The 26899-nt window shown below is 67.7% G+C and carries 25 protein-coding genes, 2 CRISPR repeat arrays and 1 other annotated feature; of the genes, 15 read left to right on the top strand and 10 right to left on the bottom strand.

Translation table 11 applies throughout. From position 1 onward, the window contains the following. The 5 genes from cas6e to casA (AC5L3X_RS29320) are packed head-to-tail and all read right to left on the bottom strand — an operon-like array spanning nt 1 to nt 4616. Nucleotides 1–690, bottom strand: a complete 690-nt coding sequence (gene cas6e / locus AC5L3X_RS29340; RefSeq protein ID WP_494861215.1) for a type I-E CRISPR-associated protein Cas6/Cse3/CasE — start codon at nt 688–690, stop codon at nt 1–3. Then, on the bottom strand, nt 690–1391 hold the full coding sequence (gene cas5e, locus AC5L3X_RS29335; RefSeq protein WP_494861213.1) for a type I-E CRISPR-associated protein Cas5/CasD: 702 nt from the start codon (nt 1389–1391) through the stop codon (nt 690–692). Before cas5e ends, cas6e begins: the two co-directional genes overlap by 1 nt. Then, complete coding sequence (gene cas7e / locus AC5L3X_RS29330; protein ID WP_494861211.1) at nt 1388–2587, bottom strand: type I-E CRISPR-associated protein Cas7/Cse4/CasC; 1200 nt, start codon at nt 2585–2587, stop codon at nt 1388–1390. Before cas7e ends, cas5e begins: the two co-directional genes overlap by 4 nt. Continuing rightward, complete coding sequence (casB, locus tag AC5L3X_RS29325; protein WP_494861210.1) at nt 2584–3231, bottom strand: type I-E CRISPR-associated protein Cse2/CasB; 648 nt, start codon at nt 3229–3231, stop codon at nt 2584–2586. The genes cas7e and casB overlap by 4 nt, the downstream gene beginning before the upstream one ends. Further along, on the bottom strand, nt 3228–4616 hold the full coding sequence (gene casA / locus AC5L3X_RS29320) for a type I-E CRISPR-associated protein Cse1/CasA (RefSeq protein ID WP_494861208.1): 1389 nt from the start codon (nt 4614–4616) through the stop codon (nt 3228–3230). The genes casB and casA (AC5L3X_RS29320) overlap by 4 nt, the downstream gene beginning before the upstream one ends. A gap of 31 nt (nt 4617–4647) precedes the next feature. Between casA (AC5L3X_RS29320) and AC5L3X_RS29315 the strand changes: the two genes are divergently transcribed. Next, nucleotides 4648–5870, top strand: a protein-coding gene (locus AC5L3X_RS29315) for an IS3 family transposase (protein WP_494861355.1) whose coding sequence is annotated in 2 segments (ribosomal slippage) — nt 4648–4927 and nt 4927–5870 — 1224 coding nt in all. Because the reading frame shifts where the segments join, the coding sequence is not laid out codon by codon here. Next, nucleotides 4926–5039 (top strand) — a sequence feature (AL1L pseudoknot). It overlaps the preceding gene by 114 nt. Here AC5L3X_RS29315 and casA (AC5L3X_RS29310) read toward each other — a convergent pair. The 3 genes from casA (AC5L3X_RS29310) to AC5L3X_RS29300 all read right to left on the bottom strand — a co-directional run bounded on the left by casA (AC5L3X_RS29310) (nt 5848) and on the right by AC5L3X_RS29300 (nt 12031). Continuing rightward, nucleotides 5848–6240 carry a type I-E CRISPR-associated protein Cse1/CasA gene (casA, locus tag AC5L3X_RS29310; protein ID WP_494861206.1) on the bottom strand — a complete coding sequence of 131 codons (393 nt, stop codon included), beginning with the start codon at nt 6238–6240 and terminating at the stop codon, nt 5848–5850. The genes AC5L3X_RS29315 and casA (AC5L3X_RS29310) overlap by 23 nt on opposite strands. Further along, nucleotides 6230–9148 (bottom strand): CRISPR-associated helicase Cas3', encoded by a 2919-nt coding sequence (gene cas3, locus AC5L3X_RS29305; protein ID WP_494861204.1) that lies wholly within the window; start codon nt 9146–9148, stop codon nt 6230–6232. Before cas3 ends, casA (AC5L3X_RS29310) begins: the two co-directional genes overlap by 11 nt. A 380-nt stretch (nt 9149–9528) precedes the next feature. Continuing rightward, nucleotides 9529–10594: direct repeats of the CRISPR family, unit length 29 nt; unit sequence GTGCTCCCCGCGCACGCGGGGATGGTCCC. 1020 nt (nt 10595–11614) lie between these two features. Beyond that, a complete protein-coding gene (locus AC5L3X_RS29300) occupies nt 11615–12031 on the bottom strand; it encodes a GntR family transcriptional regulator (protein WP_494861202.1) in 417 nt (138 codons plus the stop codon). A gap of 554 nt (nt 12032–12585) precedes the next feature. Between AC5L3X_RS29300 and AC5L3X_RS29295 the strand changes: the two genes are divergently transcribed. Beyond that, on the top strand, nt 12586–13068 hold the full coding sequence (locus tag AC5L3X_RS29295) for a GntR family transcriptional regulator (RefSeq protein ID WP_494861200.1): 483 nt from the start codon (nt 12586–12588) through the stop codon (nt 13066–13068). Between the two features lie 3 nt (nt 13069–13071). Continuing rightward, nucleotides 13072–13986: a phosphotransferase enzyme family protein gene (locus AC5L3X_RS29290; protein WP_494861199.1), complete on the top strand. Its 915-nt coding sequence runs from the start codon at nt 13072–13074 to the stop codon at nt 13984–13986. Between the two features lie 14 nt (nt 13987–14000). On the opposite strand, the gene AC5L3X_RS29285 is transcribed toward AC5L3X_RS29290, so the two are convergent. Both AC5L3X_RS29285 and AC5L3X_RS29280 read right to left on the bottom strand, forming a co-directional pair. Continuing rightward, nucleotides 14001–14603 carry a hypothetical protein gene (locus AC5L3X_RS29285; protein WP_494861197.1) on the bottom strand — a complete coding sequence of 201 codons (603 nt, stop codon included), beginning with the start codon at nt 14601–14603 and terminating at the stop codon, nt 14001–14003. Nucleotides 14604–14907: 304 nt separating this feature from the next. Further along, nucleotides 14908–16293: an NsdA family TPR-like regulatory protein gene (locus AC5L3X_RS29280; protein ID WP_494861196.1), complete on the bottom strand. Its 1386-nt coding sequence runs from the start codon at nt 16291–16293 to the stop codon at nt 14908–14910. A gap of 291 nt (nt 16294–16584) precedes the next feature. Between AC5L3X_RS29280 and AC5L3X_RS29275 the strand changes: the two genes are divergently transcribed. From AC5L3X_RS29275 to AC5L3X_RS29220, 12 genes are all read left to right on the top strand, one after another. Beyond that, nucleotides 16585–16752 (top strand): hypothetical protein, encoded by a 168-nt coding sequence (locus AC5L3X_RS29275; RefSeq protein ID WP_189124002.1) that lies wholly within the window; start codon nt 16585–16587, stop codon nt 16750–16752. Nucleotides 16753–16837: 85 nt separating this feature from the next. Then, nucleotides 16838–17041 (top strand): hypothetical protein, encoded by a 204-nt coding sequence (locus AC5L3X_RS29270; RefSeq protein WP_494861194.1) that lies wholly within the window; start codon nt 16838–16840, stop codon nt 17039–17041. After that, nucleotides 17038–17337 carry a WhiB family transcriptional regulator gene (locus AC5L3X_RS29265; RefSeq protein ID WP_494861192.1) on the top strand — a complete coding sequence of 100 codons (300 nt, stop codon included), beginning with the start codon at nt 17038–17040 and terminating at the stop codon, nt 17335–17337. Before AC5L3X_RS29270 ends, AC5L3X_RS29265 begins: the two co-directional genes overlap by 4 nt. After that, nucleotides 17337–17504 (top strand): hypothetical protein, encoded by a 168-nt coding sequence (locus tag AC5L3X_RS29260; RefSeq protein WP_189124005.1) that lies wholly within the window; start codon nt 17337–17339, stop codon nt 17502–17504. Before AC5L3X_RS29265 ends, AC5L3X_RS29260 begins: the two co-directional genes overlap by 1 nt. Before the next feature lie 10 nt (nt 17505–17514). Then, nucleotides 17515–17685, top strand: coding sequence for a hypothetical protein (locus tag AC5L3X_RS29255; RefSeq protein WP_494861190.1), 171 nt, complete (start codon nt 17515–17517; stop codon nt 17683–17685). Between the two features lie 214 nt (nt 17686–17899). After that, the gene (locus AC5L3X_RS29250; RefSeq protein ID WP_494861189.1) at nt 17900–19015 is read left to right on the top strand and encodes a DUF2637 domain-containing protein; all 1116 of its coding nucleotides are present in this window, start codon (nt 17900–17902) and stop codon (nt 19013–19015) included. Beyond that, entirely contained in the window at nt 19012–21240 is a 2229-nt protein-coding gene (locus AC5L3X_RS29245) for a cell division protein FtsK (RefSeq protein WP_494861188.1), read from the top strand. The genes AC5L3X_RS29250 and AC5L3X_RS29245 overlap by 4 nt, the downstream gene beginning before the upstream one ends. A 141-nt stretch (nt 21241–21381) precedes the next feature. Continuing rightward, complete coding sequence (locus AC5L3X_RS29240; protein ID WP_494861187.1) at nt 21382–21636, top strand: hypothetical protein; 255 nt, start codon at nt 21382–21384, stop codon at nt 21634–21636. Nucleotides 21637–21742: 106 nt separating this feature from the next. Beyond that, nucleotides 21743–22660, top strand: coding sequence for a bifunctional DNA primase/polymerase (locus AC5L3X_RS29235; protein ID WP_494861186.1), 918 nt, complete (start codon nt 21743–21745; stop codon nt 22658–22660). Further along, complete coding sequence (locus tag AC5L3X_RS29230) at nt 22657–24021, top strand: DUF3987 domain-containing protein (protein WP_494861185.1); 1365 nt, start codon at nt 22657–22659, stop codon at nt 24019–24021. The genes AC5L3X_RS29235 and AC5L3X_RS29230 overlap by 4 nt, the downstream gene beginning before the upstream one ends. A gap of 125 nt (nt 24022–24146) precedes the next feature. Then, nucleotides 24147–24344 carry a helix-turn-helix transcriptional regulator gene (locus AC5L3X_RS29225; protein WP_494861183.1) on the top strand — a complete coding sequence of 66 codons (198 nt, stop codon included), beginning with the start codon at nt 24147–24149 and terminating at the stop codon, nt 24342–24344. Continuing rightward, nucleotides 24344–25747, top strand: a complete 1404-nt coding sequence (locus tag AC5L3X_RS29220; RefSeq protein ID WP_494861181.1) for a tyrosine-type recombinase/integrase — start codon at nt 24344–24346, stop codon at nt 25745–25747. The genes AC5L3X_RS29225 and AC5L3X_RS29220 overlap by 1 nt, the downstream gene beginning before the upstream one ends. Nucleotides 25748–26081: 334 nt before the next feature. Further along, nucleotides 26082–26782: direct repeats of the CRISPR family, unit length 29 nt; unit sequence GGGACCATCCCCGCGTGCGCGGGGAGCAC. Nucleotides 26783–26899 lie beyond the last annotated feature (117 nt).

Below are 26899 nucleotides of genomic sequence, written 5' to 3'. Positions count from 1 at the left end.
TCACGCCTCGGTAAGGGTCATCAGCCCGCAGCCATACGACTTGGCCCGGCCGAGCCCGTGGGTAAGGGTGCGCCTCAGTGCGTTGGGATCGGTGACCTCCAGCCTGCCGTCAAAGGTGACCGTGAGCAGAGTGACTGGCTTGTCCTGGCCGCGCTTCTTGAAGGAGAGCTGGCGCCGGTCGTGGACTATCAGCTCATGCTGGTCGTGGTCGGGGATGAGCTGTTGTTCGATCGGCTTGTCGACCACTTTGAAGCCGGCGTCGTCTTGGCGTTGAAGTAGCCAGCGGAGCTGGTGGTTCTGGCTGACGTGCGCGGTGAGCTTCGTGGGCTCGCCGTCTTTACGGCGGATGCTGTGCACTGGATTGGCGGTGAGCCGGAAGGCCCATCGGTCTCCGGTAGCCAGTCGGGACAGGAACGGCTGGTAGTCGTAGGTTTGCCAACGTCCTGTCTCAGGCCAGCCAGCCTGCTCGACCAGGTGCGTCAGATCGGGTTTGTCCGGACCGACGACGTAGAGATAGGTCTCGGCCCGGCTGTTGCGATCGATGCGCCACAGCACCCGCGGTCCCTCGCCACCTACGGTTGGCATGTCGGCGAAGGACGCCATCACCGCCGCGTGCAGCATCTGCGGCGACGACAGCAACCGACGGGCACCCAGCCGGGCGGTGTTCAGGCGAAACCGAGTGAGGTACATCAGGCACCTTCCAGCACGGAAGTGGGGTCGTGATCGCGGCGTGCGTACGGGTTGGATACGTTCACCTGCGCGCGGCGGACCCCACGCAGCGCATAGCGGCGATGTACCGGGTCGAAGCTGAGTGGATGGTCCCGAAGGCTGTCGACGGGACCATCGGCCGGCGTGGCCTCGATGAGGGTCTCCAGCCCGATCTGGTGCTCATTGCGGCGGCGGCGCTGGTGCCAGCGCGCGGCCCGCCATTGCTCCTGCTCCAGTGTTTGTTCCAGGGGATTCTCGTGGTCGACACGCAGATCGACGGGGCGCGCCGGCGGGCAGGAACGACGCCCCAGGTAAGGAAGGAAAACCGGATTGCGTAGCGCGGCATGCAGGGAATCGATCAGTCCTTCGTCTCCTTCCACCCCCGCCACGAAGACTGCATCGGCCAGGTAAAAGCGGTCCGAAATAGGGAGCGAATCTCCACTGACGAAGTGGTGCGCGGTCTGGAAATCGCGTAGCACCGTCCCTCTCTGGTCAACCCGGACGCCGAAGCGCAGCGCCGCCAGATCGGCCATGTCATCGGAGCGCTGCCGGCCCTGGGCTGCGGCGAGTAGTCCGATGACGGCGCTCTTCGTGGGCGCTGGCTCGGTGGAGCGTCGGGCGAAGCGTGAGGATGCCCCCCAAGATTGCAAGGGGCCGGCCAGTTGCATCAATAGGACGCTCATGCCCCGTCCTGTCGCCGGACGACCTCTGCGCCGATCGCCGAGATCAGCTCCGGCAGTGACACCGTGATGCCGAGCCCGGACAGTGCTTCGGTGTTCTTGCCTACCCGGAGCACCCAGCTCGGCGCATCTTCGGCCATGCCATAGGCCTGTTCGACCTCAAGGATGTAGCTGGCAAGGGCCTGCGATGCCTGCCGGAGGTGCCCGCCGGTCTCCGGCTCCGCCCGGCACGGCTCCTCGAATGCCGCGACGAAGTTGATCGGGCGAGACGAACGCACCTTGACCACTACCGCGTCCGGCAGGGTGTGGTTACCGAAGGTGTTGATCTTCCCAGTGGGTAGCGAGGTGAGGAAGCTCTCGACGAACGCCTCGACGGCTCGGCGGACGGGTTCGGTGACGGGCTCGTCATCCCGTAGTCCCTTGCCAAGGTTCTTGGACAGGAGGTCGACGTCGACGGCGGCATAGCGGTAGAGGGTGGCAGAGTTGAACTCCACCGTGCCGATCATGCCTGCGCCCAGGTCGTCGGTGTCCCTGTTCTTGTAGTCGTCGACGGCGGTGTAGTAGTCGGACTCGATGTCCACCTGATGCACGCTGATGGCATGCGCCACCTGGGCGGCGGCGTCGACATTGATGTCTGCACCGTCGGCCACCATGCGGCCGAACAGCGCGATGTCGACTGAGTGTCGGCTGTTCGCGATCTTCTTGGCCTGCTCCTTGACGGCTTTGTCCTTGAAGAAGTCCTTGGGAGCGCCGTGTGCCTTGACCGCGAGTTCGGCCAGGCCATCCAATTGGTGAGAGCTGAGGAACATCAGATACTTCGACTCGGGCGCGGGATCGGCGTCCGACTTTGCCTTGGTCGTTTCCGACTTACGCTTGGGTGCCTCGATCTTGGAGCCAGTTGCGACCTGGACGGCCTCAGCCGCCAGTGCCCATGCCTGACCCTGCTCGATCGTCCCGTCCAGCCGTCTGATCCGTTCGGCCAGCAGCTCGGCCACCTTGCGGGTACGGACGCCGAGGTCGCTGGGGTTCAGCATGTTGTGGAAGTCGCGTCGGGTGGCGCGCTTCCACGCCTGGCTGGAGACCCGGGCGCGACGCACTCCGCCGTAGATGGCGCTCTTGGGCGTACCGGTGTCGTCGCGGTTCAGGCAGCTCGGCGGAACGGTCTGCAGCACGTGGAGTTCGAGCACGGTACGGGTCATCGAGTGTCCTTGTCTGCCGGGGTGTCAGGGTTAGCAGGGATTTCGGGCCGGGAGGTGTCGGATCGATATGCGTGGAAGCTGCGGCCCCAGCTTTGGCGTACTTGGCGCAATCCGTCGGGGTGCTGTGCCTGGTAGAGCTGCCGGGCCAAGAGTTCATAGTCGAGCGGGATCGACTGGCCGCGCAGGAGTGTGATGATCTCCCGTAGCCGATAGGCGAGCGCCTGGCGGGTGGTGGCGGTCCCGACTCGTACGAAGCGTCGCCGGATCGGCTCATCGATGGAGCCAGCCGGCATGAGACGGCGCACAGCCGCTCCGAGTTCGAAATCTGAACGGTGCATTCGCTGCTCTGGACGGGATTGCTGATGCAGCGCGTACAGGGTCACAGCCAGGAACAGCGCGGCCTCTGCCTTGGTGGCCTCGTCGTCACTGAGGCTTCTTTCCGTGTACAGCCGTTCGGTGCCGGCCATGCCCCACAGCTCCGGGACGTCCTCCGGCACTTTGCCCGCGCCGCGTCTGAGCTGTGCCAAAGCCGCGACCGCCGCGCTCCTGTCGTCGAGATAGCCTTTCTGCAGCTCAGCGATGTACCCGCCGGCGATGTCTCCGACGATGTCGGCTACCCGGCGAGGGGCTGTGGCCATGATCATGCCTCCACGTTCTGTGGTTGACCGTTGCCTTCAGGAGGACCGGCGATCACGGCTGCCGGCAGTGCCGTGCGTAGCCGGGTGCGGAAAGCCAGGTCTGTCTGTGACGCACTCAGCCAGAGTTCCTGGCCCTTCTTCGTTTCGATGACGCGTCCTTCCCAGGCGGCATCGCCCGCCGCTCGCAGCAGTTCGTCACCCAGGCGGCTGATGATGCGATGTGCTTGCCCTTGCCAGCCTGACCTCTGTTTCGCGGGATCGTCTGCAGGGCGGAGTGCTGCCAGCCAGTCTCGGAACGCTCCATCGAGGGTGGCGAAGCCGGCACCGCGCGCGGCCTCCTTGGCTGGCTCGCTCTCAGCTCCAGCTGCCCGAGCCAGGTCGGAGGCCAGATCACCAAGTACGGTCACCGCGTTCTCGGAGTCAGAGACCGCATCGATGGCGGCCTGGGCGAGGCGGCTGTCCTCCTGGTGCAGCAGCACCAAAGGCATCGCCAACGCATCGTCGATGATCTCGTCGATCACGGACTGCTGGACGCCGTACACCACGCCGAACAGCCGCGCTCGGATCAAGAAATCCATCGGAAGCTCACCTTCGACGGTGAGCCGGGCGGCCCAATCCAGGATGCGCGGCCGGACGATGCCCGCAGCCTCTCCGCGTTGCTCGGCTCCAGGGGCGCGACCGGCGATCAAGGCGCCCAACCCTCGCCAAGCGCTCCGGCTCGGATCGTGTTCACGCGGCCAATAGACCTGAGGCAGGCCGAGCTTCTTCTCCTGCGCGGGACTGCGCCGCCAACCGGTCATCGGCTCGCGTTGGTGCATGTTCGGCGGGGGGAGCGGATCGCCGTAGGTGAGAATGACCCCCGATACGCCCTCGGCATCGAACGTGAACCGTACTCTGCGTGACTGCCAGGTGTACAAGTCCCGTATGCCGGTGGGGCGGCTGCTCAACTGCGCTGGGTCGGCCTGTCCCGGCTTGTCCGGTAGGCGCCGCCAGGCGGGCTGATCACGTACAGGGTCGCCGCGCAGGTTGTCGGTGTCGAAGGCGATCAGATTGAGCAGCAGACTCTGCCGCAGGTTCTCACCCTCGATCATGACGCCGCCCAGGTTGCCGGCCCACGCCACGCCCTGCGGGTACGCCTTGCCGCCCTTGACCCGGGAGTCACCGAGCACGCCGGTCTTGATTCCGGAGGTGTCGAAGGCATGGGCGTGCACGAGCCACCTGGCAGCCTCGGCGAAGCCGAGGCGATCGACGCCATGGGCCCGCATGGTGAAGAACGGCATGCCGTTGGGGACGTCAGCGACGATCCGGTCCAGCGAACCCGTCTCGCCATTGGAGGTGCGCAGGTTGGCTGTGAACCGCTCCGACTTTCTTGGAGACCCCGAAGCCAGCATGATCGTGCTGGCGGAAGGGAGATCACACGCGATGCCAGCCCCCAGGAAGTACCCGCAGGAAGTACGCGAGCGTGCGGTGCGGATGGTCTTTGAGATCCGCGAGCAGACCGGTAACGCGCCAGGTGCCATCGCCCGGGTAGCCCAGCAGCTCGGCGTGCACCGCGAGGCGTTGCGCGGCTGGGTCCGTCAGGCCGAGGTCGACGGAGGACAGCGTCCGGGCACCTCAACAGTCGATGCGCAGCGGATCGCCGAGCTCGAGCGGGAGGTCCGTGAGTTGCGCCGGGCCAATGAGATCTTGAAGTCGGCGGCCGCTTTTTTCGCCCGGGAACTCGACCCCCGACCGCCCAGATAGTGGCCTTCATCGACGCTCATCGCGAACAGTTCGGCGTCGAGCCGATCTGCCAGGTGCTCGATCTCGCGCCGGCGACGTACTACGCCGCCAGGAATCGGCCGCCCTCGGCCCGCGAGCAGCGCGATGAGCAGCTGTCGGCCGAGATCATCCGATTGTGGAACGACAACTTCGAGGTGTACGGGGTGCGCAAGATGTGGAAGGCGCTCAACCGCCAGGGCGTGGCCGTGGCACGCTGCACGGTTGCCCGGCTGATGCGCCGGCTCGGGCTGTCCGGCGCGGTCCGCGGCGATCACAAGCGCCGCACGACCATCGCCGAGCCGCTGTGCCCGCGCCCGGCCGACCTGGTCGAGCGGGACTTCGCCGCGCTGGCGCCGAACCGGCTGTGGGTCGCCGATCTGACCTACATCCACACCTGGTCCGGGTTCGTCTACGCCGCATTCGTCATCGACGTGTTCTCCCGGATGATCGTCGGCTGGCGGCTGACCGACCATCTGCGTACCGACCTGCCGCTGGACGCGCTGGAGATGGCGATCTGGCGCCGCGGCGGCCAGGCCGACACGCTCGACGGGCTGGTGCATCACTCCGACCGCGGCTGCCAATATCTGTCCATTCGCTATACCGACCGGCTCGCCGACGCCGGCGCGGTCAGCTCGGTCGGCTCCCGCGGGGACAGCTACGACAACGCCCTGGCCGAAAGCACCATTGGGCTGTACAAGACCGAACTGATCCACCGCCGCGGCCCGTGGAAGGGCCTGGACCACGTCGAGATCGCCACCATGGAATGGGTCGACTGGTACAACAACCGCCGCCTCCACAGCGCCTGCCAGGACCTTCCACCCGCCGAATACGAAGCCCTCTACCGCGCAGAGATCAACCCAGCTACTCTCGCCCCAGCCACGTAACCCGGTCTCCAACAAACCCGGCGCGGTTCACTGTCTGGAAGAAGGGCTGCTCAGGATGTAGCAGGTCCAGGCGGGCCTGGTGCGTGTCCAGATATGAGGTAATGCGGTCGACAGGTAGTCCGTGGTCCCACAGCTCTTGCCACTCTTCGAGATCGCCGGGACCGTCGATCGCATCGTGAACGATCGCCAGTAGTAAGCGCAGCAGCGCGAACTCCTGGGTGGGTACGTCACCGACCACGCGTCGCAACTGGTCGGCCTGGCTGAAGACCTCGCGCAACGACAGTTCATCCTCCCTGCCGTCGCAGCGCTGCACCGGCAGCCATCGCTGACTGGTCAGATCGAACGACGGCAGGCCAAGGTCACGCGGCACGAGTTACCTCCAGGCCATCGGTAGGGGTGTAACGCAGGTCGTAACCTGCCAGGCTGGTCCGACAGTTCTCGTCCAGCACGAGGATCAGCTCGCCGGCCAGCCAGTGGCACTCCTTGGACTGCCACGCTGCGACGTATTCGCCCTCCAGTTCCTCGATCGCCTGGTCAAGGACTCCGGGGAGAGAGAAGACGAAGGGCAGCCGCAGGCCACAGCCGGCTACGATGCGCGAGAGCCTGGTCTCGGGAACCGAATCCGTGGGCAATTCCAGCCCGCCGCGTCCTTCGCTCAAGTGCGGCAGCGTGGCCAGCGACCCATCCGCTCGGCGGTGGACGACCAGCACCTCCAGGCACTCGCGGCTATCGCGGACCTGGGCACGCCCACGCCGTGTGTCGTCGGCGTCCCCGATGCCGGCATCGACCCAGCCGACCAGCGCTCGGCCGGCCTTACCGACCGCGTTGATCTGAAAATCGTGTGCCTTGCTGTCTTGCTTCGCCTGGTGCAGATCGTGGTCCTCACGTGCTTGAGCCATGGCCTTCTGCCATTCCGGCGGTCCCACGGGATCAACTCCGTACGCAGACTGGACAAGAGGGCTGATGTCCTCCGGTAGGCGCACGACATGTCCGGTCTCGGCAGTTCCTGACAGGTATGGCTCAAGCACCGCGGCGGATCGGAGTAGCGCATGCCGTCGATAGATCAGCGTGGAGCCGCGGACTGGCTCCACAGGAATCGCGTCCCAGTCCGCGCCTGTGAGCAGACAGCGAGCCGTACGCAGGGGTCGCGGTCGATCATGCTGGTCTTTGCCTCGAAGGTGCCGGTGCAAGCGGCCCATCCGCTGCAGGAGCAGATCGATAGGGCACAGGTCGGACACCAGTAGGTCGAAGTCGATGTCGAGCGACTGTTCGGCGACCTGGCTGGCCACCACGATGTGCGCTTCTGAGGGCCGATTGCCTCGGCTCGTTTCCGGCGGGCCAAACCGTTCCAGCAGATCAGCGTCCTTCTCCGCGCGATCCAGGTCGACGAACCGAGCGTGTGCCACACTGACCGCGTCGTCACCGAACCGCTCACGGAGATAGGCCGCAGCCTCCAGCACCCGGGCAACGGTGTTGCGCACCACCAGGACGCATCCGCCCTCGGCCAGTTCATCCTCAAGCCTGTCGCCCAGCACGGCGAGATCGTCAGTCAACCGCTCAAGATGTACATCGGTCGTGCGGCCGGACCCAGCGACGACCCTGAGGACCACCGGGCGATTCGGCTCGACGGCCGTCAAGAGCGGGTAACCACGTGCGGCTCCCACCGCGGCGAAATCGACGTCGTCCGTATCCTGTCCCGCGTACGCCTTGGCGAGTTCCTGTCGGCGCCCTGCTGGAAGCGTGGCCGACAACACCACCACCGGAACCCGGTACGCGCCCAACCACGACAACACCCGATCCAGATAGGAGTTCATGTACGTGTCGTAGGCGTGTGCCTCGTCGATGATGATCACCTTGCCCGCCAACGCGAGGTGACGCAGGGCCAGATGGCGACTCTTCAACCCCATGAAGAGCAGTTGGTCGATCGTGCCCACCACGAACGACGACAGCATCCCCTTCTTCCTGCCGCGCAGCCACTGGTGGGCCACCAACTCGGCGGAGCTGCTGATCTGATCTCCCCGGGGGCGCCATTCATCTCCGCTGCCGTCCAGCTCAACCCCGCGGATCTGGCGTCGGCCAGCAAGCATCAACTCGGCATAGTCCTCGTTGAGTGCCGCCTTCGAGTGCGCCAGCAGTACCGAATGCGCCCCACGAGCGGCGCGCACGTCGGGAAGGCGTTGTAGCCAGTCCAGCATTCGAGGGAACATCGCGTTGCCCGTCGCCATGGACGGCAACGCGATGAAGCAGCCTCCCGCTCCAGACCGAGCGGCGAAGATCTCGGCGACCGCGAGCGCGGCTTCGGTCTTGCCTTCCCCCATCGGCGCCTCAATCATCAGCAAGCCGGGGGACGACATCGCCCGTGCCACGCCAACCGCCTGCTCTTGTACGGGGCGGACACGAGCTCCGCTCGGAAACCGGAAACGGGAAGCGTAGAGTTCCGCCGGCTCGTCGGTGGCTTCGCACGCTTGCCACGGAGCGGGGAGGTCAAGGCCGCGCCATGCCGCCTCCACCCGCTGCCGCTGTGATTGGCGTCCCGCGTCAGGAAAATACGGGAACAGATCAGGATTGCTCGCGATCCAGTCAGCGACGATGACCAACCCGCTCAGCAGTACCTGGGCCGGCTGAGCCAGCTTCACCGCCTGCCAACTAGCCAGCCTTTCGCTGACCCCACACACCTCGGCGCAGCGGTCCAAGATTTCCCATTGCACGTCCCGCCACTGCGAGACACTGCCGGGCGAGCGTAGTAGCTGTGGATGGACGTTCAATGCTTGAATGTCCTGATTGGTCGGCGGTACGCCGTGGTGACCCCCGGCGATAATCGTGAACTGGGTAGTGGCCGACCGCGCCCAGCCGTGTCGCTCCATTAACCAGTCGCGCAGAAGCGTCTGACCGGCGAGGCCGTGCGGAGCAAGCTTGCGATCAAGTAGTTGCTTATGTGGCGGCATGCCCAAGCCCGCTGCCCGCATGGCATCCGCAAGTGGTTCGACCTGGCAGGCGAACGCCGGGGTTGCCTTGCCGATGTCGTGAGTAGTGGCCAGCCAGATCGCCAGCCGACGCCCGTCTTCTAAGCCGCTCGGCAGCGCCTCTGCGATCACCCGCTTCACCTGCAGAGGCATCCATTGGTCCCATAGCAGCCCCGCGACAGCTCCGCTGTCGGTCATATGACGCCACAGAGGCAGCCAGCCGTCAGTAGCCCGATCATGCTTAGCCCAAACCGTCCAGGCGGTGGCCGAAAGATCATCAACAGCCCAGCAGTTGGACGGCTCCTCGTTGAGCATGGAGCCCATTAAAGACCAGCAACTCAGGAAAGTTCTACGGATTCGAATACTTCTAACCGGAAACGCTCCCGAGTCCATGCCTACATCCGGGGCGTAATTCACATTTCCTGACATATGTACAAATAGCCGTATTTCCGCAAGGGTATGATGGTTGATCGTGTCGCCCCCAGTGTCCGATGCTTCTGTATGGAACATTGCCTCGATCGGGAGTAGCGATCCCGAAGGTCGATCATGGGTGCGGTTGGTCGGGATGAGCTCCGATGGCGCACCCTGCGGTGGCTTGGCGAACACGGAAGGTCGGTCGATTGCCCGAAATGTCGGAACCTTTGAAAGTGCTCGAATTTCGCGTTCTCCGTCGGTAGCGTCCCAGGTCAGGCAGTGTGCTCCCCGCGCACGCGGGGATGGTCCCAAAGCCCGCAACGGCGCCACCCCCACCCGGCGGTGCTCCCCGCGCACGCGGGGATGGTCCCTCCGTGCCGTCAAGGTCGCCCTCAGCCCAGAAGTGCTCCCCGCGCACGCGGGGATGGTCCCTTGATCCTGGCCACGGCGCCCTCGGCGCTCACGTGCTCCCCGCGCACGCGGGGATGGTCCCAACGGGCGGACTGCAGGAGGAGCGCATGCTTCGTGCTCCCCGCGCACGCGGGGATGGTCCCGAGGCATTGGACAGCACCGAGACCGGCGTCGAGTGCTCCCCGCGCACGCGGGGATGGTCCCATGTTCACTGATACTCCGTTTAGTGAGTCGAAGTGCTCCCCGCGCACGCGGGGATGGTCCCGAGGCGGTGATTATGCGGGGCTGAGCCAGTTTGTGCTCCCCGCGCACGCGGGGATGGTCCCGCCCACGACTTTTGATTGCCGGTGAAGCGGAAGTGCTCCCCGCGCACGCGGGGATGGTCCCAGCCGCTCGATCCGCGTCAACGTCTTCGACTCGTGCTCCCCGCGCACGCGGGGATGGTCCCCCGTTCGCCTCCCGCAACCGCCGCAGCAGGTCGTGCTCCCCGCGCACGCGGGGATGGTCCCTTCGCGCGCATCCCCGTCACGCTGTATTCCACGTGCTCCCCGCGCACGCGGGGATGGTCCCGACACCTCGGCCTCGGCCACGTCGCCCACAGAGTGCTCCCCGCGCACGCGGGGATGGTCCCCTGGACACCGAGGGGGCGACGGTGGTGGTGCGGTGCTCCCCGCGCACGCGGGGATGGTCCCGCCCGCGCCCAGTTCTCCGAAGTGCTCACCTTGTGCTCCCCGCGCACGCGGGGATGGTCCCACGAGGAAGGCCCCTCGGCCGGGCCAAAGGTAGTGCTCCCCGCGCACGCGGGGATGGTCCCCGGACGGCTGACGTCGACCGGTTCGCTCAGCTGTGCTCCCCGCGCACGCGGGGATGGTCCCGCGGGCGTGATCTGCGCGGCGGACGCGATTTGGTGCTCCCCGCGCACGCGGGGCTGGTCCCTGGACGGTGAAGTTCTGCCAGAGACGGACCAGGTGCTCCTCGCGTACGGCCCACGCCTGGAACGTCTGGTCGTTGTGTCGCTGCGCCGCCATGGCGATGCAGGATGCCTAGTCAGAGGGGTTAGCGTCCGCGTTGGATGGGGTGGATGTGCGAAGGAACCGCGAACACGGCCCAAGTGTGACCCATTTCACACATCTATTAGTTTGTGCGATCTGACCTGCGATAACATGGAATAGCAATTGCCTGACTCCGAAGTTCTGCGGACCCTCGCGGAACTACGCGGACGATCTGATTGGCGAGTATGTTTGCAACCCCGATTCCGCGACTCCAAGACGTCTAAGCTTTTGCCTGTCCGCTGAAGCAGTAGCGGCCCTCGATCAGTCGTTCCCCCGGGGATCGATCGATCTCAGACGCAAACAGTCTGGAATGAGGGGCGGCACATGCCAGAGCGGGAACGCGACGAGCAGCCTAAGCGGATCGAATGGATAGCGCTCGGAGTCAGAGCGGTCCTGATCGTGGTGGACTGGCTGGTCAACAGAAACGGCTTCAGATAGACGACGGTCCACCTGAAGCCGCTCACGAGGTGTCCCCGCCTGCTGACGCAATCTTCGGGCGGGGGCATCTCCCTGCTTCCGACCATGTCTCCCGCGAGACATGCCCTGCAAGCATCGTAGCGGCGTGCCAGAGTTTCTGCCCATTTTCAAAACTTCCAGCACGCCCCTAGCGTTCACGCCGGCATCCGGAACGCCTTCCCGCAGGTCACACGTGCGCGAGTTTCCACTTTCAGCGACTTTTCGACACGCGCGAAACTCGCCGAAACTCGCGCAGCTACTTATCCAGGCTCCGCCACCACCGCAGCGCGCACGCGGGGATGGTCCCCTGCACCATGGTCACGCCCGCTGCGGCGGCCTGGTGCTCCCCGCGCACGCGGGGATGGTTCGTCGAGTCAGTGCTCAGCGCCGGGTTCTTTGGAGCTGTTCATCCTGTTGTCCGGTTGCCGGAACTACCGTCGCTGATCGCTTACTCGCCGTCTTCGTCCCAGACCAGGACCGTCCGGTCAGCGGGCAGGATGCGGTTGTGCTTGCGGGGCTGCTTGAGCACGAACACCGGCACCCCCTCAGGGATGTCCAGCTCCTTCCGCTCATCGGGAGACGGCATGCGAGCGCTGACCTCCGCGGCCCCTTCGACGGTCACCCGCTCAACGGGCACCTGCGGCCGGACGTAGGAGCCTTCACGCTTCACGGTGACGACCAGTCCCTCGCCCCGTAGAACCCCCAGCGCCTGCCGTACGGCGACGCGGCCAAGCTCGTACTCCTGCATGAGCCGGGTCTCGGAGGGGAGCGCCTGACCAGGCTTCAGCCTGCCGGCGACGATCTCCGCCCGGATGATGTCGGCGAGCTGCCGGTGCACGGGCCGATCGGAGCTGAAGTCGATCACAGCTGTTAATCATCACAACCCCACTACCTCATATAGCCTTGTAGGCATATGCTCATAAGCATTGACGTGGAGAAACGTTGCCACAACGCGATGGGGAGGGTTGCCGCTATGACCGAGGTTCTCGATGTGGAGCTGGACGCTTGGCCATGCCCGCAGCTCGCGCCCCACCCGCCGGCTCGCACTGGTGGTCGCGTGACCTGTCTTGACTGGGCAGCCGAGTCGCCGGCTCGTGCCCGAGTCGTGGATTACACGTGCTCATGCCGGGTGATCGTGTACGAGCTGCTCGCCTCCGGTGGCAGCTACGTGATCCGTCGCACGCACCAGACCGTGCCTCCCAGGGTGGCCTACGCCGGCCCGTGGCTTCGCAGCCCAGCGGATCGCATGTGGATGTTGATCCTCACAGGTGAGGCGCGTTGACGACCCGCCCCCGAGAGCGGCGAAGCCGCCCGCCCGCGCGTCCCAGAGCCCAGGTCAGGCGCCGACCCGCTCGCTCATCCCTGCCGACACCCGCTCGCCTTAGCCTTGAGTCCGTTGCTGCTCGGCAAGGGAGCCTCATGACTCAAGGCAAAGCTCAGCCCACCTATGCCGTCCTGGCCGGCGACCTCCGCCGGCGGATCGCGACGGGGGAGTACCCGCAGGGCGGGATGATCCCGTCGGAGACGGCGCTGATGGAGGCGTACGGCGTGGCCCGTGGGACGGTGCGCCAGGCCCTCGCGGAACTGGAACGCGAGGGCCTGGTCGTCAGCCAGATGGGCCGAGGGCGTCGCGTCCAAGGCCAGGCCGCGGACGCGAAGCCTGCCACGCGCTACGAGGACGTGGCCAACCAACTTCGTCTCGCCATCAAAGCCGGCGAGTTCCCCCCAGAGGTGCGTCTGCCTGGTGAACCTGTCCTCGCAGAGAGGTTCGGCACGGCGCGCATCACGGTACGCAAGGCCCTGGAACTGCTTCAGCGAGAGGGCCTGATCGTCGTCATCCCCAGTAAGGGCCGCTATGTGGCCACCGGTCCCCCACCTCCCGATACGAACAGCGAGGGCTGATCCATGACCGAGATCTACACCGGGCGAGGCTTCTCCCAGTACGACGCACACAGGGCGCTCATCGCGGCCTGCGAGGACGCCGGCCTGGACAGCCGAGACGCGCGTCTCATACGGCTGGGAGAGAACGCGCTGTATCGCCTCGCGTCGGCCCCGGTCGTCGTGAGGATTGCTCGGAGTGTGGATCTGCTGCCCGATGTCCGTAGGGAGGTCGCGGTGGCGAGGTGGCTCGGCGCGGTCGGCTTTCCCAGCGTGCAGCTCTGGCCGGACTGCCCGCAGGCGACCGTCCATGACGGCAGGGTGGTGACGTTCTGGCGCCATGTGGACACAGACGGGCCGGCTCCCGGGTTCGTGGACCTGGCGGTGATGCTCAAGGAGCTGCACGGCTTGGCCAAGCCGGTGGACCTGGTCCTGCCGCTGTTCGATCCGCTGGCCCGCGTTGAGGATCGCCTGGACTGCGCCTTCACTGTCGCGGACGAGGATCTCGGGTTCCTGCGCCAGCGGGTCAAGGATCTCTACGCCGAGTACATCGCGCTTGACTACGCGTTGCCCACCGGCCACATCCACGGCGACGGGCACAAGGGCAACCTGCTCCGCACGACGGGCGGGAGTGTGATCATGCTGGACTTCGAGGCGTTCGCGTGGGGTCCTCGCGAGTGGGATCTGTGCACTGGGGTGGGGATTCCGTTCAGAGGGTTTCGCTGGGTCGCGCCGGAGGAGTACGCACAGGCCGTGGACGTGTACGGGTTCGACATCACCGAGTGGCCCGGCTTCCACACCCTGCGCCGTATCCGGGAGATCACGATGACCACGTGGCTCATGCAGAACGTGGACCTGAGCCCCGACATCCGCGCCGAGTTCGACCACCGCATGGCGTCACTGCGGCATGATGTGCTGCCGCGCAGCTGGCGACCCTTCTGAACGTGGTTCGTAGCTCAGTAGCGATGGCCGGGCCAGTGCGGGTCCTCCCAGCGGGCGGGGCCGGTGAGGCTGAGCAGCCTTACTCGGTGCAGTAGTTGCTCCGGTGCGCCTGAGGCGCGTAGGCGCGCTGGAGCGTGGCGTACCAGCCAGGCGGTCAGCGTGATGCGGAGGTCTTCCTCGTCATACCGGGTATCCCAGGGGAGCAGGTCTCCCAGCAGGTCGTACTCCCACTGGGCTACGGCTTTGGCGAGGTGCTGGTCGGCCACGGGGTCTGTCGACTTCTCCCAGATGTCGAGCCAGGGGGCGAGCGTGGCGGATGCCTCGGCGCACAGCGCGAGCACCTCGTAAGCAGGTACGGCAGCGTCGGGCGTGATGAGGCTGTGGGCCCACCAGGCGTGCAGGAAGGCCCTGACTGCGGCGGCCTGCTCGGCCGGCCATTGCTGCCAATCGCCGCGAGCCAGCGAGCGGCCGACTTCCTCCATGCCGAAGAGCGGCTCTACCTGGCCGCTGACCAGCGCGGATGCGAGCTGGGGCAAGATGCGGCACAGGACCGATGCGTGGTCGTCCCAGTCGCTGGCCTCCCAGGTGCGTCGCAGCAGGTCAGGATCCAGCTCCACGTCCGGCGTCTTCAGTCGGGCTAGGTCTTCGGCGCTGCCCCAGTGGCATTCGCAGTTGTGTTCGTCCGGGTGGGCGGTCATCCCGCGGAAGGTAGTGGCCAGGTCCGCCAGGGCGGTGTCCAGACGACGCTGTGCTGACGTCTGCGCAGGGGGTGTCATGGGCGTCCGCCTTGGGAACTCCGGCAGCCGCCGCCAGCCGCCGCCAGCCGAAGATCACCACATTATCGACCCAAACCACCCTCGTCACCAGGGAATGCCAGCGGAAGCAGCGATCACCCGGAGACCGAATCACAAGGTCCGCGACCTACCTCAGCGCGCCCGCCTCTGAACGGGCACGTGCGAGCCGGGTCTCGGCGAAGGTCTGAAAGTCCCGTACCAGTGGGTCGTTGCCGTAGCGCGCGAGCTGATCCATGAACTCCCGTACGTAACGCCGCGTGCGAGCCGATCGCAGGTCGGCCACCGTGGCGACCACCTCGCGGGCTACGGCGATGCCCTGCTCCAGATCGCCGCCGGCCACGTGGCTGGTGGCGAGGATGGTGCGGACGAAGGACAAGCTGCGTACGTAGAGGCTCTCTGACAGCGCCACGCTCTCCAGGACCCGGTCACGCGCCCGATGGTGGTGCCCGAGGTCGCGGAAACAGTGGGCGAACTCGGCCGCCAACTCCGCCTCGTCGAAGTACGTCAACCAGACCGGATCGTCCTCTGAGTTGCGCCGCTCGAACCAGCGCTCGGCCTCCCCGAGGGCGCGGCAGCATCCGGCCTCGTCGCCCTGGGAGGCCAGCGCCCGTGCCTCCATCGCGTTGAACAGCGCCATGGCCGTGGGTGTGGCCGCGCCGTCGGCGCCCATCCGCGCGGCGCGTGCCAGGTTGACCGCCATGCCGTAGTGGCCGAGGTAGTTGGCCTGGTGACTCATGCCGGCCAGGATGCGTCCGCCGAGCATTCGGTTGCCCGCCTCGCGCGCCAGCAGCAGCGCCCTGGTCATGTAGCGCTGGGCCAGGCCGTGCCGCCCGGTGTCGTACGCCATCCAGGCCGCGAGCCGGAGCATGGCCGCCGTCTCGGACAGGAACTGCTTGCCGAGCGCCGTGTCCGGCGTGACGTGCTTGAGCAGCGGCTCGACCTCCATCGCGATGTACTGGACCACCGTGGAGCGGGCGTGCCCGCCGCCGAATCGGTAGTCCAGCTTGGCGAACATCCCCGTCGTCTCCCGTACGGCCTCGACGCTGGCCGCCGTGATCAGCCGTTGCTCAGCCAGAGGCCGGGGGATCGGTACGGGGTTCACCAGCCACGTGACCATGGAGTCGTTCCAGGCGTCCGAGGACACCTCGCTCTCGACCACCTGAGGATTGGCCGACAGGTCACCCGAGACCAGGACCGTCACGCCGTCGGCGAGGCCGCTCACCTGCCGCAGTTTGCGGGCCACGAAGGGCGTGGCTTCGGCGTACCTCATGCCGATCTCCCGCACGCTCACCTGCTCGCCGAGCTTGCGGCTGAGGGCTTCGGCGATGAAGTGCGGAGTCAGTCCGCGGGGGTGCATTCCGTCCAGCCAGCGTTTCACCGACACGTGATCACACCGCAGGTCCGTGCCGTGATGCGTGGCCACGTCCTGTACCCGGCGGGCGAGGCCCTTGTTGGAACAGTCGGCTCTCGCCATTACCGCCGCGAGCTGGTGGTTCGGCTCTCGGACGTTCATGCCTCTCCCGACTCGCGGAGGGACGGCGACCCTCTGTGATCACTATGTCGCCGTCAGTTTGCACCCCCTCCTGGCGCCAGTGCACCCCCCTTTGTCGAATTGCACCGCCTTTTGAACACTGCCGTACCCCCTGACCTGCGCGGTTTTCTAGTGCCACGAACACGGCGGGCCCCGAAAAGGACCTTGACGGACTCGCCGTTCCTGTTCTATACCTGTACAGGACAGGTCCTCGCGAAGAGGGCCGGTCACCAGGAGGGACAGGCCCGGCCACACCAGAAGGGATCACCACCCATGCCTGCTCTCCGACCTCGACGCTTCCTGCCCACGGTGCTGATGATCCTCGCGGCCTTCTTCGTGATCACTCAGCCGCACAAGGCCGCGATGGCGGTCAACAGCGCCGTGGACGGCATCCAGACCATCGCCCAAGCCCTGACCACGTTCAGCAACGGTCTCGGCTGAACCAAACAAAACAAGCCAGGGCGCGGCTCACAGTCGCCAAACCAGTTCCGCGCCCCGGCACCCCATTACGAGAGGTGTCCTCATCATGACCTACGGGTCCAGCAACACACAGCCTGACCTCGGCCTCGTCCCCGTCGACGTCTCGCAGACGCAGTGGTCCTGCCTCGTCTGCGGCGGCGCCGAGGAGATCGAGACCAACGAGGAGGCGCCGGTCCCGCCGATCTGCTCCACGTGTCACCGGCTCGCCGTCGCCGAGGCCCTCGCCGGCCTGCTGGGGGTGCGGCGATGAAGGAGCCGGCCGCCCGCCTGAGCGATGCGCAACTGGTCGACCTCCGCGACGACCTGCTCAACGCCGACCCGGCCTGCGAGACCGGTGACGCGGAGCTGTTCACCGGACCCGACCTGTTCGACGACGAGCCGGAGAACGTACGGCAGGCGCGCGAGGCACAGGCCAAGGCCGTGTGCGCCGGATGCCCGGCCCGGACCGCCTGCCTGACGTACGCGCTGGCCATCCGCCCGAAGGCGGGCGTATGGGCGGGGCTGACCATCGACGAGCTTCGCGCCGCTCGGAAGGTGGCCGCTTGATGACTCGCTTCCAGTGCACCGACTGCGGCAACCGCTCGCGCAGTGCCTACCGCTGCCGCCGCTGCGGCACCCGCCGCCAGGTCGAAGTCTGCGCCTCGCACGGCGCCCGCTGCCTGGCCGGCTGCCGCCTCTGCCGCATCCTCACCCGCTCCCAGTCCGGCATCTGAAAGGGGACCCATGCACTACACCACTCGCGCCGTGTCGCCCTGGCTCGTGAAGCGCTGCCCGCGCTGCGCCACGTGCCTCGACGGCGGGCCCGTGCAGTTCTACTGCGCCGCGTGCCGCCGCACGGTGTTCGCCGCCGACCTCGACAACGAGTCCCACGCCCTGCTGAGGAGGGCCGCATGATCTCCGTCCTGCTCCACTTGATGGTGTTCGCCGCCGGATTCCTGACGTGCGAACTGGTACGCATCTGCCAGGAGCGCTACCGCCTGCGCCAGGCCGTGCGTTCCACGGTCCAGACGGCTGGATCACCCGACATGGTGCTTCGCATCTGGTCCGGCCATCGGGCGAACTGGTGCGACCGACCCGGCTGTCCCCGCTGCTGGGGACGGTGGGGCCGATGACCGCCACGACCTATGGTCCGCGTCCGCTGACCGAGGGCGAACACACCGCCGTCTCGGTCACCACCGCCGCCGTGGCCGCCCTCGGTCTGCTGGGGTTCGTCATCAGCTTCGCCACCGTCGCCAGGGCCGCCGGACCGTCGTTCGGCGCGATGGCCTGGATGGTGCCGCTCGGCATCGACCTGGGCATCGCCGTTTTCTCCGCGCTGGACATCGTCCTGGCCCGGCTCGGCATGCGGGTCCGGCCGCTCCGGCTGGTCCCGTGGTCCCTGACCGCTGCGACCGTCTATCTGAACGTGGCCGGTGAGGACACCGTGTTCGGAATGGTCGCCCACGCCATGCTCCCGCTGCTGTGGGTCGTGGCGGTGGAGGTCGGCGCGTACGCCGTTCGCAAGCGCGCCGACCTGGCCAAGCCCGACCGCATGGAGTCCATCCGGCTTTCGCGCTGGCTGCTGGCCCTCCCGTCCACCTTCGCCCTGTGGCGGCGGATGGTGCTGTGGGAGATCCGCTCGTACCCGGACGCGCTCAGGCGCGAGCGTGACCGCATCCTGGCCCGCACCGACCTTCAGGATCGGTACGGCAGGCTGTGGCGGATCAAGGCCACCCGCCGCGAGCGCGCTCTCTACCGGCTCGGCGAGCTCGTTCCCGAGGGCGTGCGCCTCGCATCCGCGACCACGCGCCCCACCCTGCCGCCGGGACCGGCGCGCAGGCCGACCGCCAGGACCACGCGCAAGGGCGGACGCCCCCGCCGTACCGCTCCCGTCGACGTGGACGACCTGATGCCACTCGGCCGGCAGATCGCCGCCGACCACCAGATGTGCGGCATCACGCTGTCACGCGACCGGCTCCGCGACGCCATCCGGCGAACCGGCCAGTCGATATCCACCGACCGCGCTGGAGCCCTGCTCGCCCGCTTGCGGGCCGAGGCGCCGACCGCCGACACCAATGCGGACGGACCGCACGGTCCGACCGCCGATCCGCCACCGGACGAGCCGCGGTCCGACCGCGCATCGTCCCCGACCGACACGCAGGGCGCGGCCTCCACTCCGCCAAGAACAGTGGCCGCGCCCCGCAACCCCGCGACCGTCAAGGCACACGAGGTGTACTCATCATGACCCACGACCCGCACGACCCCGACAGCCGTCCGGTACCGGGACGTGAGCTGAACGGCTTCGCGTTCACCGACCGCCCGGACCGGGACGGCACGGCCGAGGTCGTCCCGCTCGACTCCCGCCGCCGCGCCCGCCCGGCCGACGAGACCACCCCGGACGACGACCAGGAGGACGCGTTCTTCGACCGCGAGACGATCGCCGTCGCAGACCGCGTCACCGGCCCGCCGGTCGACCCGCCGGACGAGGACGCCGCGCCGTACGCGTCGCTCACCACGCGGCGCCGCGCGCCGATCGTCCCCGCGTGGTTGCGGACCTGGCAGTCCGTCCGCGCGATGCTCACCTGGCAGACACGCGACGCCGGTTACGTGCTCGGCTATCACGCCGTGCGCTCGCCGAAGTACCTGGCCAAGACGCTCTGGTACGCGCTTCCCGGCGTGTTCACCGCCATCGGGCGGATGCTGCACTGGGCGACGGCAGAAGAGGGCAACTGGGCCCTTCGCCAGTACGCCGCCGACCGGAACGACGCCGAGACGTGGCTCAAGCTGGACAAGCAGCGCCAACGGCAGTCTCGCTGGCGGTGGTCGATCCTGATGGTGCTGAGCGTCGTGGCCCTGCTCGGCCTGCTGGTTCTCCTCGTGGCCGACGTGCCCGGTTGGGTCCGGCTCGCCGCGCTGGCCGTCGCCGTGCCGCTGCTGGCTCGCGCGGGCAGGCCGACCGACAAGCCGATCACGGACCGGGTGAGCGAGGCGCCGCGCTATCGCAAGCTCACCGCCGAGCTGGTACGCCGCGCGCTGCTGTCGTGCGGGATCTCGGGCATCACGCAGGCCGTCTCCAAGGACCCGAACGCCATCAGCTTCCCGCAGGAGATCCACCGCGACGGCCCCGGCCACCTCGCGATCGTGGACCTGCCGTACGGCGTGGAGGCCGCCGAAGTGGTCGCCCGGCGCGGCCGGCTGGCGTCGGCGATGCGGCTCCCGCTCGACCAGGTCTGGCCCGAGCCCGCCGCCGGCCACCCCGGACGCCTGGCCCTGTGGGTCGGCTACGAGCCCGCGTCCCAGATGAAGCAACCGGCCTGGCCGCTGCTGCGGGACGGTACGGCTGACGTGTTCAAGCCGTTCCCGTTCGCCACGACCCCGCGCATGGAGACCGTCCAGGCCGAGCTGATGTTCCGCAACTGGCTTGTGGGCGGGCAGCCCGGCTCCGGCAAGACGTTCGGGCTCAGGCTCGCGGTGCTGGCCGCCTCGCTCGACCCGCGCGCCGAACTCAGGGTCTACGAGCTAAAAGGAGTCGGGGACTTCAAGGTGCTGGAGCCGGTGTGCACCGAGTACGGCAACGGCTTCGACGACGAGACGATCGCCTGCTGCGCCGCCATGATCGGCTGGCTGTACAAGGAGTGCGAGCGCCGTTCCAAGCGCATCGCCCACTACCACGCCCTTGGCAAGGCGCCGGAGAACAAGGTCACGCCGGAACTGGCCTCGCTCAAGGGCTCCGGCCTGCACCCGCTGATCGTCGCCATCGACGAGGTCCAGGAGCTGTTCCTGCATCCGAAGTACGGCAAGGAAGCGGGGGAGATCTGCGAGAAGGTCATCAAGCTGGGCCGCGCTCTCGGAGTGATCATCATGCTGGGCACGCAGATCCCGGACAAGGACTCGCTGCCGACCGGGATTACCCGCAACGTCAACACCCGCTACTGCATGAGCGTGGCCGACCAGGTGGCCAACGACATGATCCTCGGCACCTCGGCCTACAAGCAGGGCTACCGCGCCACCGTCTTCGAGCCGGTCACCGACGCCGGTTGGGGCATCCTCGCCGGACTCGGCAAGGCAGCGGCCCGCCGGTCCTTCTACCTCGACACCCGCGACGCCGAGAAGGTCGTCGCCCGTGCCGTGGCCGCCCGGGTGCAGACCGGGACACTGCCCGAACCCGGCACCCAGGCCCGCCAGGATGCGCCCGTGTTCGACCTGCTGGCCGACCTCGCCGAGATCTGGCCCGCAGGCGAGAACGCCGCCTGGAACGAACTGCTGTGCTCCCGGCTGATCGAGCTGCGGCCCGAGATCTACACGGGCTGGAAGTCCGAACAGCTCACCAGCGCCCTCAAGCCGTACGGCCTGCGGGTGGGCGACATCGGCCGCCGCATCGACGGCAGGCCCGTCACCAGGCGAGGCATCCGCCTCGACGACCTGACCGAAGTCATCGCGGAGCGTAACCGTCAGAAGCGTTCCGGCTGACCTTCGAAGGGCTGCTAGCGCTAGCGACCGACCCTGCTAGCGCTAGCACCCCCGCTAGCACCAGAAATAAGCCCTGATCAGGCCGTTAGACCGCTAGCGGCCCTCCTCGACCACGCCCTGAAACCGGCCCTGGAGGCGGTCATGACCCCTGTCGTACTCGTCGCTAGCGCAGCGATCATCAGCACGCTCGGTTACGCACTGCTCTGCTACGCCAGCCCGTTCGGACCCTGCCGCAAGTGCAAGGGCAAGCGTCGCGTCCGCAACAGGGTCAGGCGCGGCTCGCGCCACTGCCGCCGTTGCGACGCCACCGGCCTGCGACTGCGCCTTGGCCGCCACGTCTGGAACTCCATCCGCCACCTCCACCACGACGGCAACGGCCCACGCGACACGAAGTGAAGCGACCAGGAAGGGCCCCGGCGCACAGCCACCAAGCACGACGCCGGGGCCCACGCCCCAACCGATCACCGGCCACGCGAGGCCGGCGCAAAGGAGCACCACCAGCATGACATCCGATCCGCACCGCCAGACACTGCGCTACGCGCTGGCCGCCGCCGCCCGCGGCTGGCACGTCTTCCCGCTCACATCGGGGGACAAGGTGCCGCTGAAGGGCTGGAAGTGGACCGAACACCACACCACAGACCCCGAGGTCATCGGCCGGTTCTGGGCTCGCGCGCCGTACAACGTGGGCATCGCGACGGGCCCCTCCCGGCTCGTCGTGATCGACCTCGACACCCCGAAGGACGGCGAGCAGCCGCCACCGCCATGGGACCTGCCCGGCGTCAACGACGGCGCCGACGTGCTGGCCCTGCTCTGCGAGCAGGCTGGACAGCCGCTGCCCCTGGAAACCTTCCAGGTCCGCACCCGGCGTCGCGGAACACACCTGTACTTCCAGGCCCCCGAAGGGCTGCCGCTCGGCAACACCTCCGGGGCCAAGGGACAAGGTCTGGGCTGGCTGATCGACACCCGCGCCTGCGGCGGCTACGTGGTCGGCCCCGGCAGCCTCGTGAACCTGCCGGACGGCGCAGGAACGTACGACGTGATCCACGCAGCCGATCTCGCGCCGCTCCCGCAATGGCTCGCCGCACGGCTCGCCCCGCCCACATCGGCACCCGTGAGGGTCTCAGTCGGGGACGTTCTCGCCTCGCTCGGTGACCGGTCGACGGGCTACGCGCTGGCCGCCCTCCGCAGCGAGGTCCAGCACGTGCTCGACGCCGCATCGGGCACCCGCAACCACACCCTCAACGCCGCCGCCTTCGCCCTCGGCCAGCTCGTGGCCACCGGCCTGCTCCCGTACCGGCTGACCGAGGACGCCCTGCACACCGCCGCCCAGGCCATCGGCCTGTCCCCCCGAGAGGCCGCCGCCACCATCCGCTCCGGGCTCACCTGCGGAGCACGCCAGCCACGCCGGGGGATCGCATGACCAACCCACTCGACGCCAACACCATCCTGGAGAACCTCGCCGCCGATGCCACCATCCACCGCCTGCACCGCGACCTGTCCGGAGAGCCGAGCATCGGCCTGCCGGTGCCCGCGCCGGCCGCCGACCCGGCCATGTTCTACGGGCTGCCCGGCGAGCTGGTCGCAGCCGCCGACCCATCCACCGAGGCCGATCCCGTGGGCGTGCTGGTCTCCGCGCTGGCCGCCTGCGGAGCCGTCATCGGCCCCGGCCCGTACGTCCAGATCGGCAACACCCGCCACCCGCTGCTGATCTGGCCATTGCTGTTCGGCCGCACCGGCTCCGGACGCAAAGGCCAGGCCACCGACACCGCCGAGATCTTCCTGCACCACGCCGGGATCGGCTACGGCGAGCTGTGCGTCACCGGCCTGTCCTCCGGCGAAGGGTTGATCGAACGCATCCGCGACCCCGACTCACCGGAGGACCCCGGCGGAACGATGGACAAGCGGCTGTCGGTCACCGAACCGGAGTTCTCCACCGTCATGGCCCGAGCCAAGCGCGAGGGCTCCACCTTGGGCACGATGCTCCGTCAGGCGTGGGACGGGCGCACGCTGGCCGTGCTCACCCGCAACGCCTACCGGGCCTCCAACCCGCACATCGTCATCATCGGCCACATCACGCCGAAGGAGTTCCGTCTGCGGGTCGCGGAGGCGGACATGGCCGGCGGCTCCTACAACCGCTTCCTGCCCATCTATGTCGAACGCTCCAAGCGTCTGCCCATCCCGGAAGGCGTCTCGCCTGACTTGTTGGCCACTCTCAGCGGCCGGCTCCACGACGCCGTCAAGCAGGCCCGCAAGGTCAAGCGCATCGCTCTGGACGACGCCGCCCGCGTCCTCTGGTCCGCCGAGCTGTACGAGGAGTTCACCGCCGCCGACGACGAAGACCACGCCTGGACCGAGTTCACCCGCCGCTCGGCCCCGTACTGCCTGCGCATCGCCGCCCTGTACGCCGCTCTCGAAGCCCGCCCGCTGATCACGCCCGAGGACCTCAAAGCCGCCGCTGCCCTGGTCCGCTACTCCATTGCCTCAGCCGTCTTCGTCCTGGACAAGCAGATGCGCGACCCGAAGATCGACCGCATCCGCCGCGCGCTCGACCAGGCCGCAGACACCGGCCTGACCCGCTCGGAGATCTCCGCCCTGTTCTCGCGCAACGTCCCGAAACAGACCCTCGACGAGCTGTTGGCCAGCCTCACCGCCACCGGCCAGTACGAGACCTTCACCACGCCCACCGGAGGCCGTCCGTCCGTTCGCTACCGCCGCACCAACCGGACGAAGAAAGAAGAAACAAGCCCACCTGAGCAGCCGAATGCGCCCTTCACTCGCTGAGACAGGGGCCGGGGCCCCGAGCTGTCTTTCTTTCTTCTTTCTTCGTCCCGACGACACCCGGCCCACAGCCACCAAGCACGAGGCCGGACCCACCCAACCGCCAGATCCGCAAGGAGACACCCACCATGGCCACCGGCCCCAGCACACGAGGGATGCTCACCCTCGTCGAACTCTGCACCGAACTCCAGATCTCCCGCTCCACCTTCTACGACTGGCGAGCCAAGGGCCGCTCACCGCGCTGCCTCAAGCTCCCCAACGGAGACCTCCGGATCCGCCGCGCCGACCTGGACCGCTGGCTCTCGGGTCTGGAGGACGCCGCTTGATGAAGGACATCACCTACGACGTGCGGGTCTACAAGACCGAGGTCTACAAGGGGCAGAAGGCCAACACCTACTACGTCCGCTGGAAGGTCGGCGGCAAGCTGTGGCGTAAGCCCTTCCGCAATGCCGCGCAGGCCGACACCTACCGCGGCGAGATCCAGGCCGCCGCGCGCAGGGGAGAGGCGTTCAGCCGCGTCACGGGAGAGCCCGTCTGCTGGAGCCGTACGAACCGGGCGGACATGAGCTGGTACGACTTCGTGTGCAAGTTCGTGGACATGAAGTGGAAGGCAGCCGCGCCGAAGTACCGCCAGGACATCGCCCGCGCGCTCACCGCCGCGACGCCGGCCATGTACGGCCCGGCTCGCGGCCGTCCGGACGATCGCGCGTTGCGTACGGCGATGCATCGCTGGGGCTGCAACACCAAGCAGCGGGAGGAGGCGCCCGAGGAGGCCGGCGCCGCGCTGCGCTGGCTCGCCGCCAACACCAAGCCCGTCTCGGCGCTCACTGACGATCCCGGGCTCGCGCGTGACCTGCTCGATGCGGCGACCTCTCTCCTGGACGGCCGGCGCGCGGCGGCCAACACGGTGCGCAAGCATCGGATGCTGCTGTCCAACGCCCTGGACTACGCCGTGGAGCTCAAGCTGCTGCCCGAGAATCCGATCAAGACGCTGAAGTGGAAGCTGCCGGCCAGCACGTACGAACTGGACCGGCGGAGCGTCGTCAACCACACGCAGGCGAAGGCGTTGCTGGCCGCCGTTGCGGCGCAGCGGCCCAGCGGTGAGCGCCTCGTCGCGTTCTTCGCGCTGATGTACTACGCGGCCCTACGCCCTGAGGAGGCCATCAACCTGCGCCGCGACAACATCAGCCTGCCGCCGCTCGTCGAAAACGCCGACTCCGGGGAAGCGGAGGAGCCTGTGGACGCCTGGGGAGAGCTCCATCTGCTCAAGGCAGCGCCCTACTCGGGCCGGGAATGGACCGACACCGGCACCGCCCGCGAGGAACGCGCCCTAAAGCACCGCGCCGACGGCCACAGCCGCAACGTGCCGATCCCTCCTCCGCTGACCCGCATCCTTCGCGCTCACCTCGCCGTGTTCGCCGATGGTCCGGACGGGCGTCTCTTCTACGGGGTGCGCGGTGGAGAGCTTCCATTCATCACCTACCGACGCGCCTGGAAAGCCGCCCGGCAGACGGCCCTAACGGCCAGCGAGTTCACATCGCCCTTGGCCGCTAGGCCGTACGACCTCCGCCACGCTTGCGTCTCCACCTGGCTCAACGCCGGCGTTCCAGCGCCTCAGGTCGCGGAGTGGGCCGGGCACAGCGTGGACGTGCTCTTGCGCATCTACGCCAAGTGCATCGTCGGCCAAGACGAAGCAGCGAAGCGCCGGATCTCCGAGGCTCTAAGCTAACGGCGAGTCGCTCGTCCTGGTCAGCTCAGATGGATCACCCCGCGTGCGCGGGGAGCACAACGAGAAGCTCATGGCGCTCGGCTCGTGGGTCGGACCATTCCCGCGTGCGCGGGGAGCACATCGTGCAGGGCTACAGCGAGGAACTCGGCAACGGACCATCCCCGCGTGTGCGGGGAGCACAGAGGAGCGGGACCGCAACGTCTGTATCCAGTGGGATCATCCCCGCGTGTGCGGGGAGCACATCCTGATCTGGACGCTGGCGGCGTTCACGGTGGGACCATCCCCGCGTGCTGCGGGGAGCACCTCTTGCCCTTCTTGCGAATCCACTCCAGGACGGGACCATCCCCGCGTGCGCGGGGAGCACTCGGGGTGCATGCTGCCCTGTGACGCGTACTGGGGACCATCCCCGCGTGCGCGGGGAGCACATCCGCCTCGCCCTCCTCAGCCTGACGTTCGGGGGACCATCCCCGCGTGAGCGGGGAGCACGAGGAGACGGCACGCTCGATCTCCTCCGGCTTGGGACCATCCCCGCGTGCGCGGGGAGCACATGTCGCCGGTAGAACCGGCAGACGCGGCAGCGGGACCATCCCCGCGTGCGCGGGGAGCACGGCCAGGATCCGTGCCAGGTGGGGCGGGAGACGGGACCATCCCCGCGTGCGCGGGGAGCACATCGAGACGCCGTCCTGGTTGACCCAGTCAATGGGACCATCCCCGCGCGCGCGGGGAGCACACCAGGAACGTCGGCCACGGCTGCAGAAACCAGGGACCATCCCCGCGTGCGCGGGGAGCACGTCGGGTTGCGCGGGCTGTACCTGCCGTCGCGGGGACCATCCCCGCGTGCGCGGGGAGCACAAGTCTCGCTCTCCGGTCGCTCCGTCAGCTTCGGGACCATCCCCGCGTGCGCGGGGAGCACCGTACGTCCTGGTCATCGACCAATCAGGCCAGGGGACCATCCCCGCGTGCGCGGGGAGCACAGGGCCACCAGGTCCATGCGGACGACGTCGCCGGGACCATCCCCGCGTGCGCGGGGAGCACGACACGTTCCTGCACATCCGCCAGGTGGCGGAGGGACCATGTTCACGTCCAGGGAGATGGTGTGCGGGTGATCTAGCCCATGCTGTGGTGCGGGTGAGATCCATGTGACAAGAGACG

This window comes from Nonomuraea sp. CX421 (genome assembly GCF_059358955.1).
Note: the sequence above shows the minus strand (reverse complement) of the source record. Positions and strands in the feature narration are given on the sequence as shown.

Coding starts and splice junctions, on each gene's coding strand:
- AC5L3X_RS29280 (WP_494861196.1), bottom strand. CDS start 16,293: ATGAACGTCCGAGAGCCGAACCACCAGCTCGCGGCGGTAATGGCGAGA.
- AC5L3X_RS29295 (WP_494861200.1), top strand. CDS start 12,586: ATGACTCAAGGCAAAGCTCAGCCCACCTATGCCGTCCTGGCCGGCGAC.
- AC5L3X_RS29220 (WP_494861181.1), top strand. CDS start 24,344: ATGAAGGACATCACCTACGACGTGCGGGTCTACAAGACCGAGGTCTAC.
- cas7e (WP_494861211.1), bottom strand. CDS start 2,587: ATGACCCGTACCGTGCTCGAACTCCACGTGCTGCAGACCGTTCCGCCG.
- AC5L3X_RS29290 (WP_494861199.1), top strand. CDS start 13,072: ATGACCGAGATCTACACCGGGCGAGGCTTCTCCCAGTACGACGCACAC.
- AC5L3X_RS29235 (WP_494861186.1), top strand. CDS start 21,743: ATGACATCCGATCCGCACCGCCAGACACTGCGCTACGCGCTGGCCGCC.
- AC5L3X_RS29240 (WP_494861187.1), top strand. CDS start 21,382: ATGACCCCTGTCGTACTCGTCGCTAGCGCAGCGATCATCAGCACGCTC.
- cas6e (WP_494861215.1), bottom strand. CDS start 690: ATGTACCTCACTCGGTTTCGCCTGAACACCGCCCGGCTGGGTGCCCGT.
- AC5L3X_RS29230 (WP_494861185.1), top strand. CDS start 22,657: ATGACCAACCCACTCGACGCCAACACCATCCTGGAGAACCTCGCCGCC.
- cas5e (WP_494861213.1), bottom strand. CDS start 1,391: ATGAGCGTCCTATTGATGCAACTGGCCGGCCCCTTGCAATCTTGGGGG.
- cas3 (WP_494861204.1), bottom strand. CDS start 9,148: ATGCTCAACGAGGAGCCGTCCAACTGCTGGGCTGTTGATGATCTTTCG.
- casA (WP_494861208.1), bottom strand. CDS start 4,616: ATGCTGGCTTCGGGGTCTCCAAGAAAGTCGGAGCGGTTCACAGCCAAC.
- AC5L3X_RS29260 (WP_189124005.1), top strand. CDS start 17,337: ATGACTCGCTTCCAGTGCACCGACTGCGGCAACCGCTCGCGCAGTGCC.
- AC5L3X_RS29265 (WP_494861192.1), top strand. CDS start 17,038: ATGAAGGAGCCGGCCGCCCGCCTGAGCGATGCGCAACTGGTCGACCTC.
- casB (WP_494861210.1), bottom strand. CDS start 3,231: ATGATCATGGCCACAGCCCCTCGCCGGGTAGCCGACATCGTCGGAGAC.
- AC5L3X_RS29225 (WP_494861183.1), top strand. CDS start 24,147: ATGGCCACCGGCCCCAGCACACGAGGGATGCTCACCCTCGTCGAACTC.
- AC5L3X_RS29250 (WP_494861189.1), top strand. CDS start 17,900: ATGACCGCCACGACCTATGGTCCGCGTCCGCTGACCGAGGGCGAACAC.
- AC5L3X_RS29255 (WP_494861190.1), top strand. CDS start 17,515: ATGCACTACACCACTCGCGCCGTGTCGCCCTGGCTCGTGAAGCGCTGC.
- AC5L3X_RS29275 (WP_189124002.1), top strand. CDS start 16,585: ATGCCTGCTCTCCGACCTCGACGCTTCCTGCCCACGGTGCTGATGATC.
- AC5L3X_RS29270 (WP_494861194.1), top strand. CDS start 16,838: ATGACCTACGGGTCCAGCAACACACAGCCTGACCTCGGCCTCGTCCCC.
- AC5L3X_RS29245 (WP_494861188.1), top strand. CDS start 19,012: ATGACCCACGACCCGCACGACCCCGACAGCCGTCCGGTACCGGGACGT.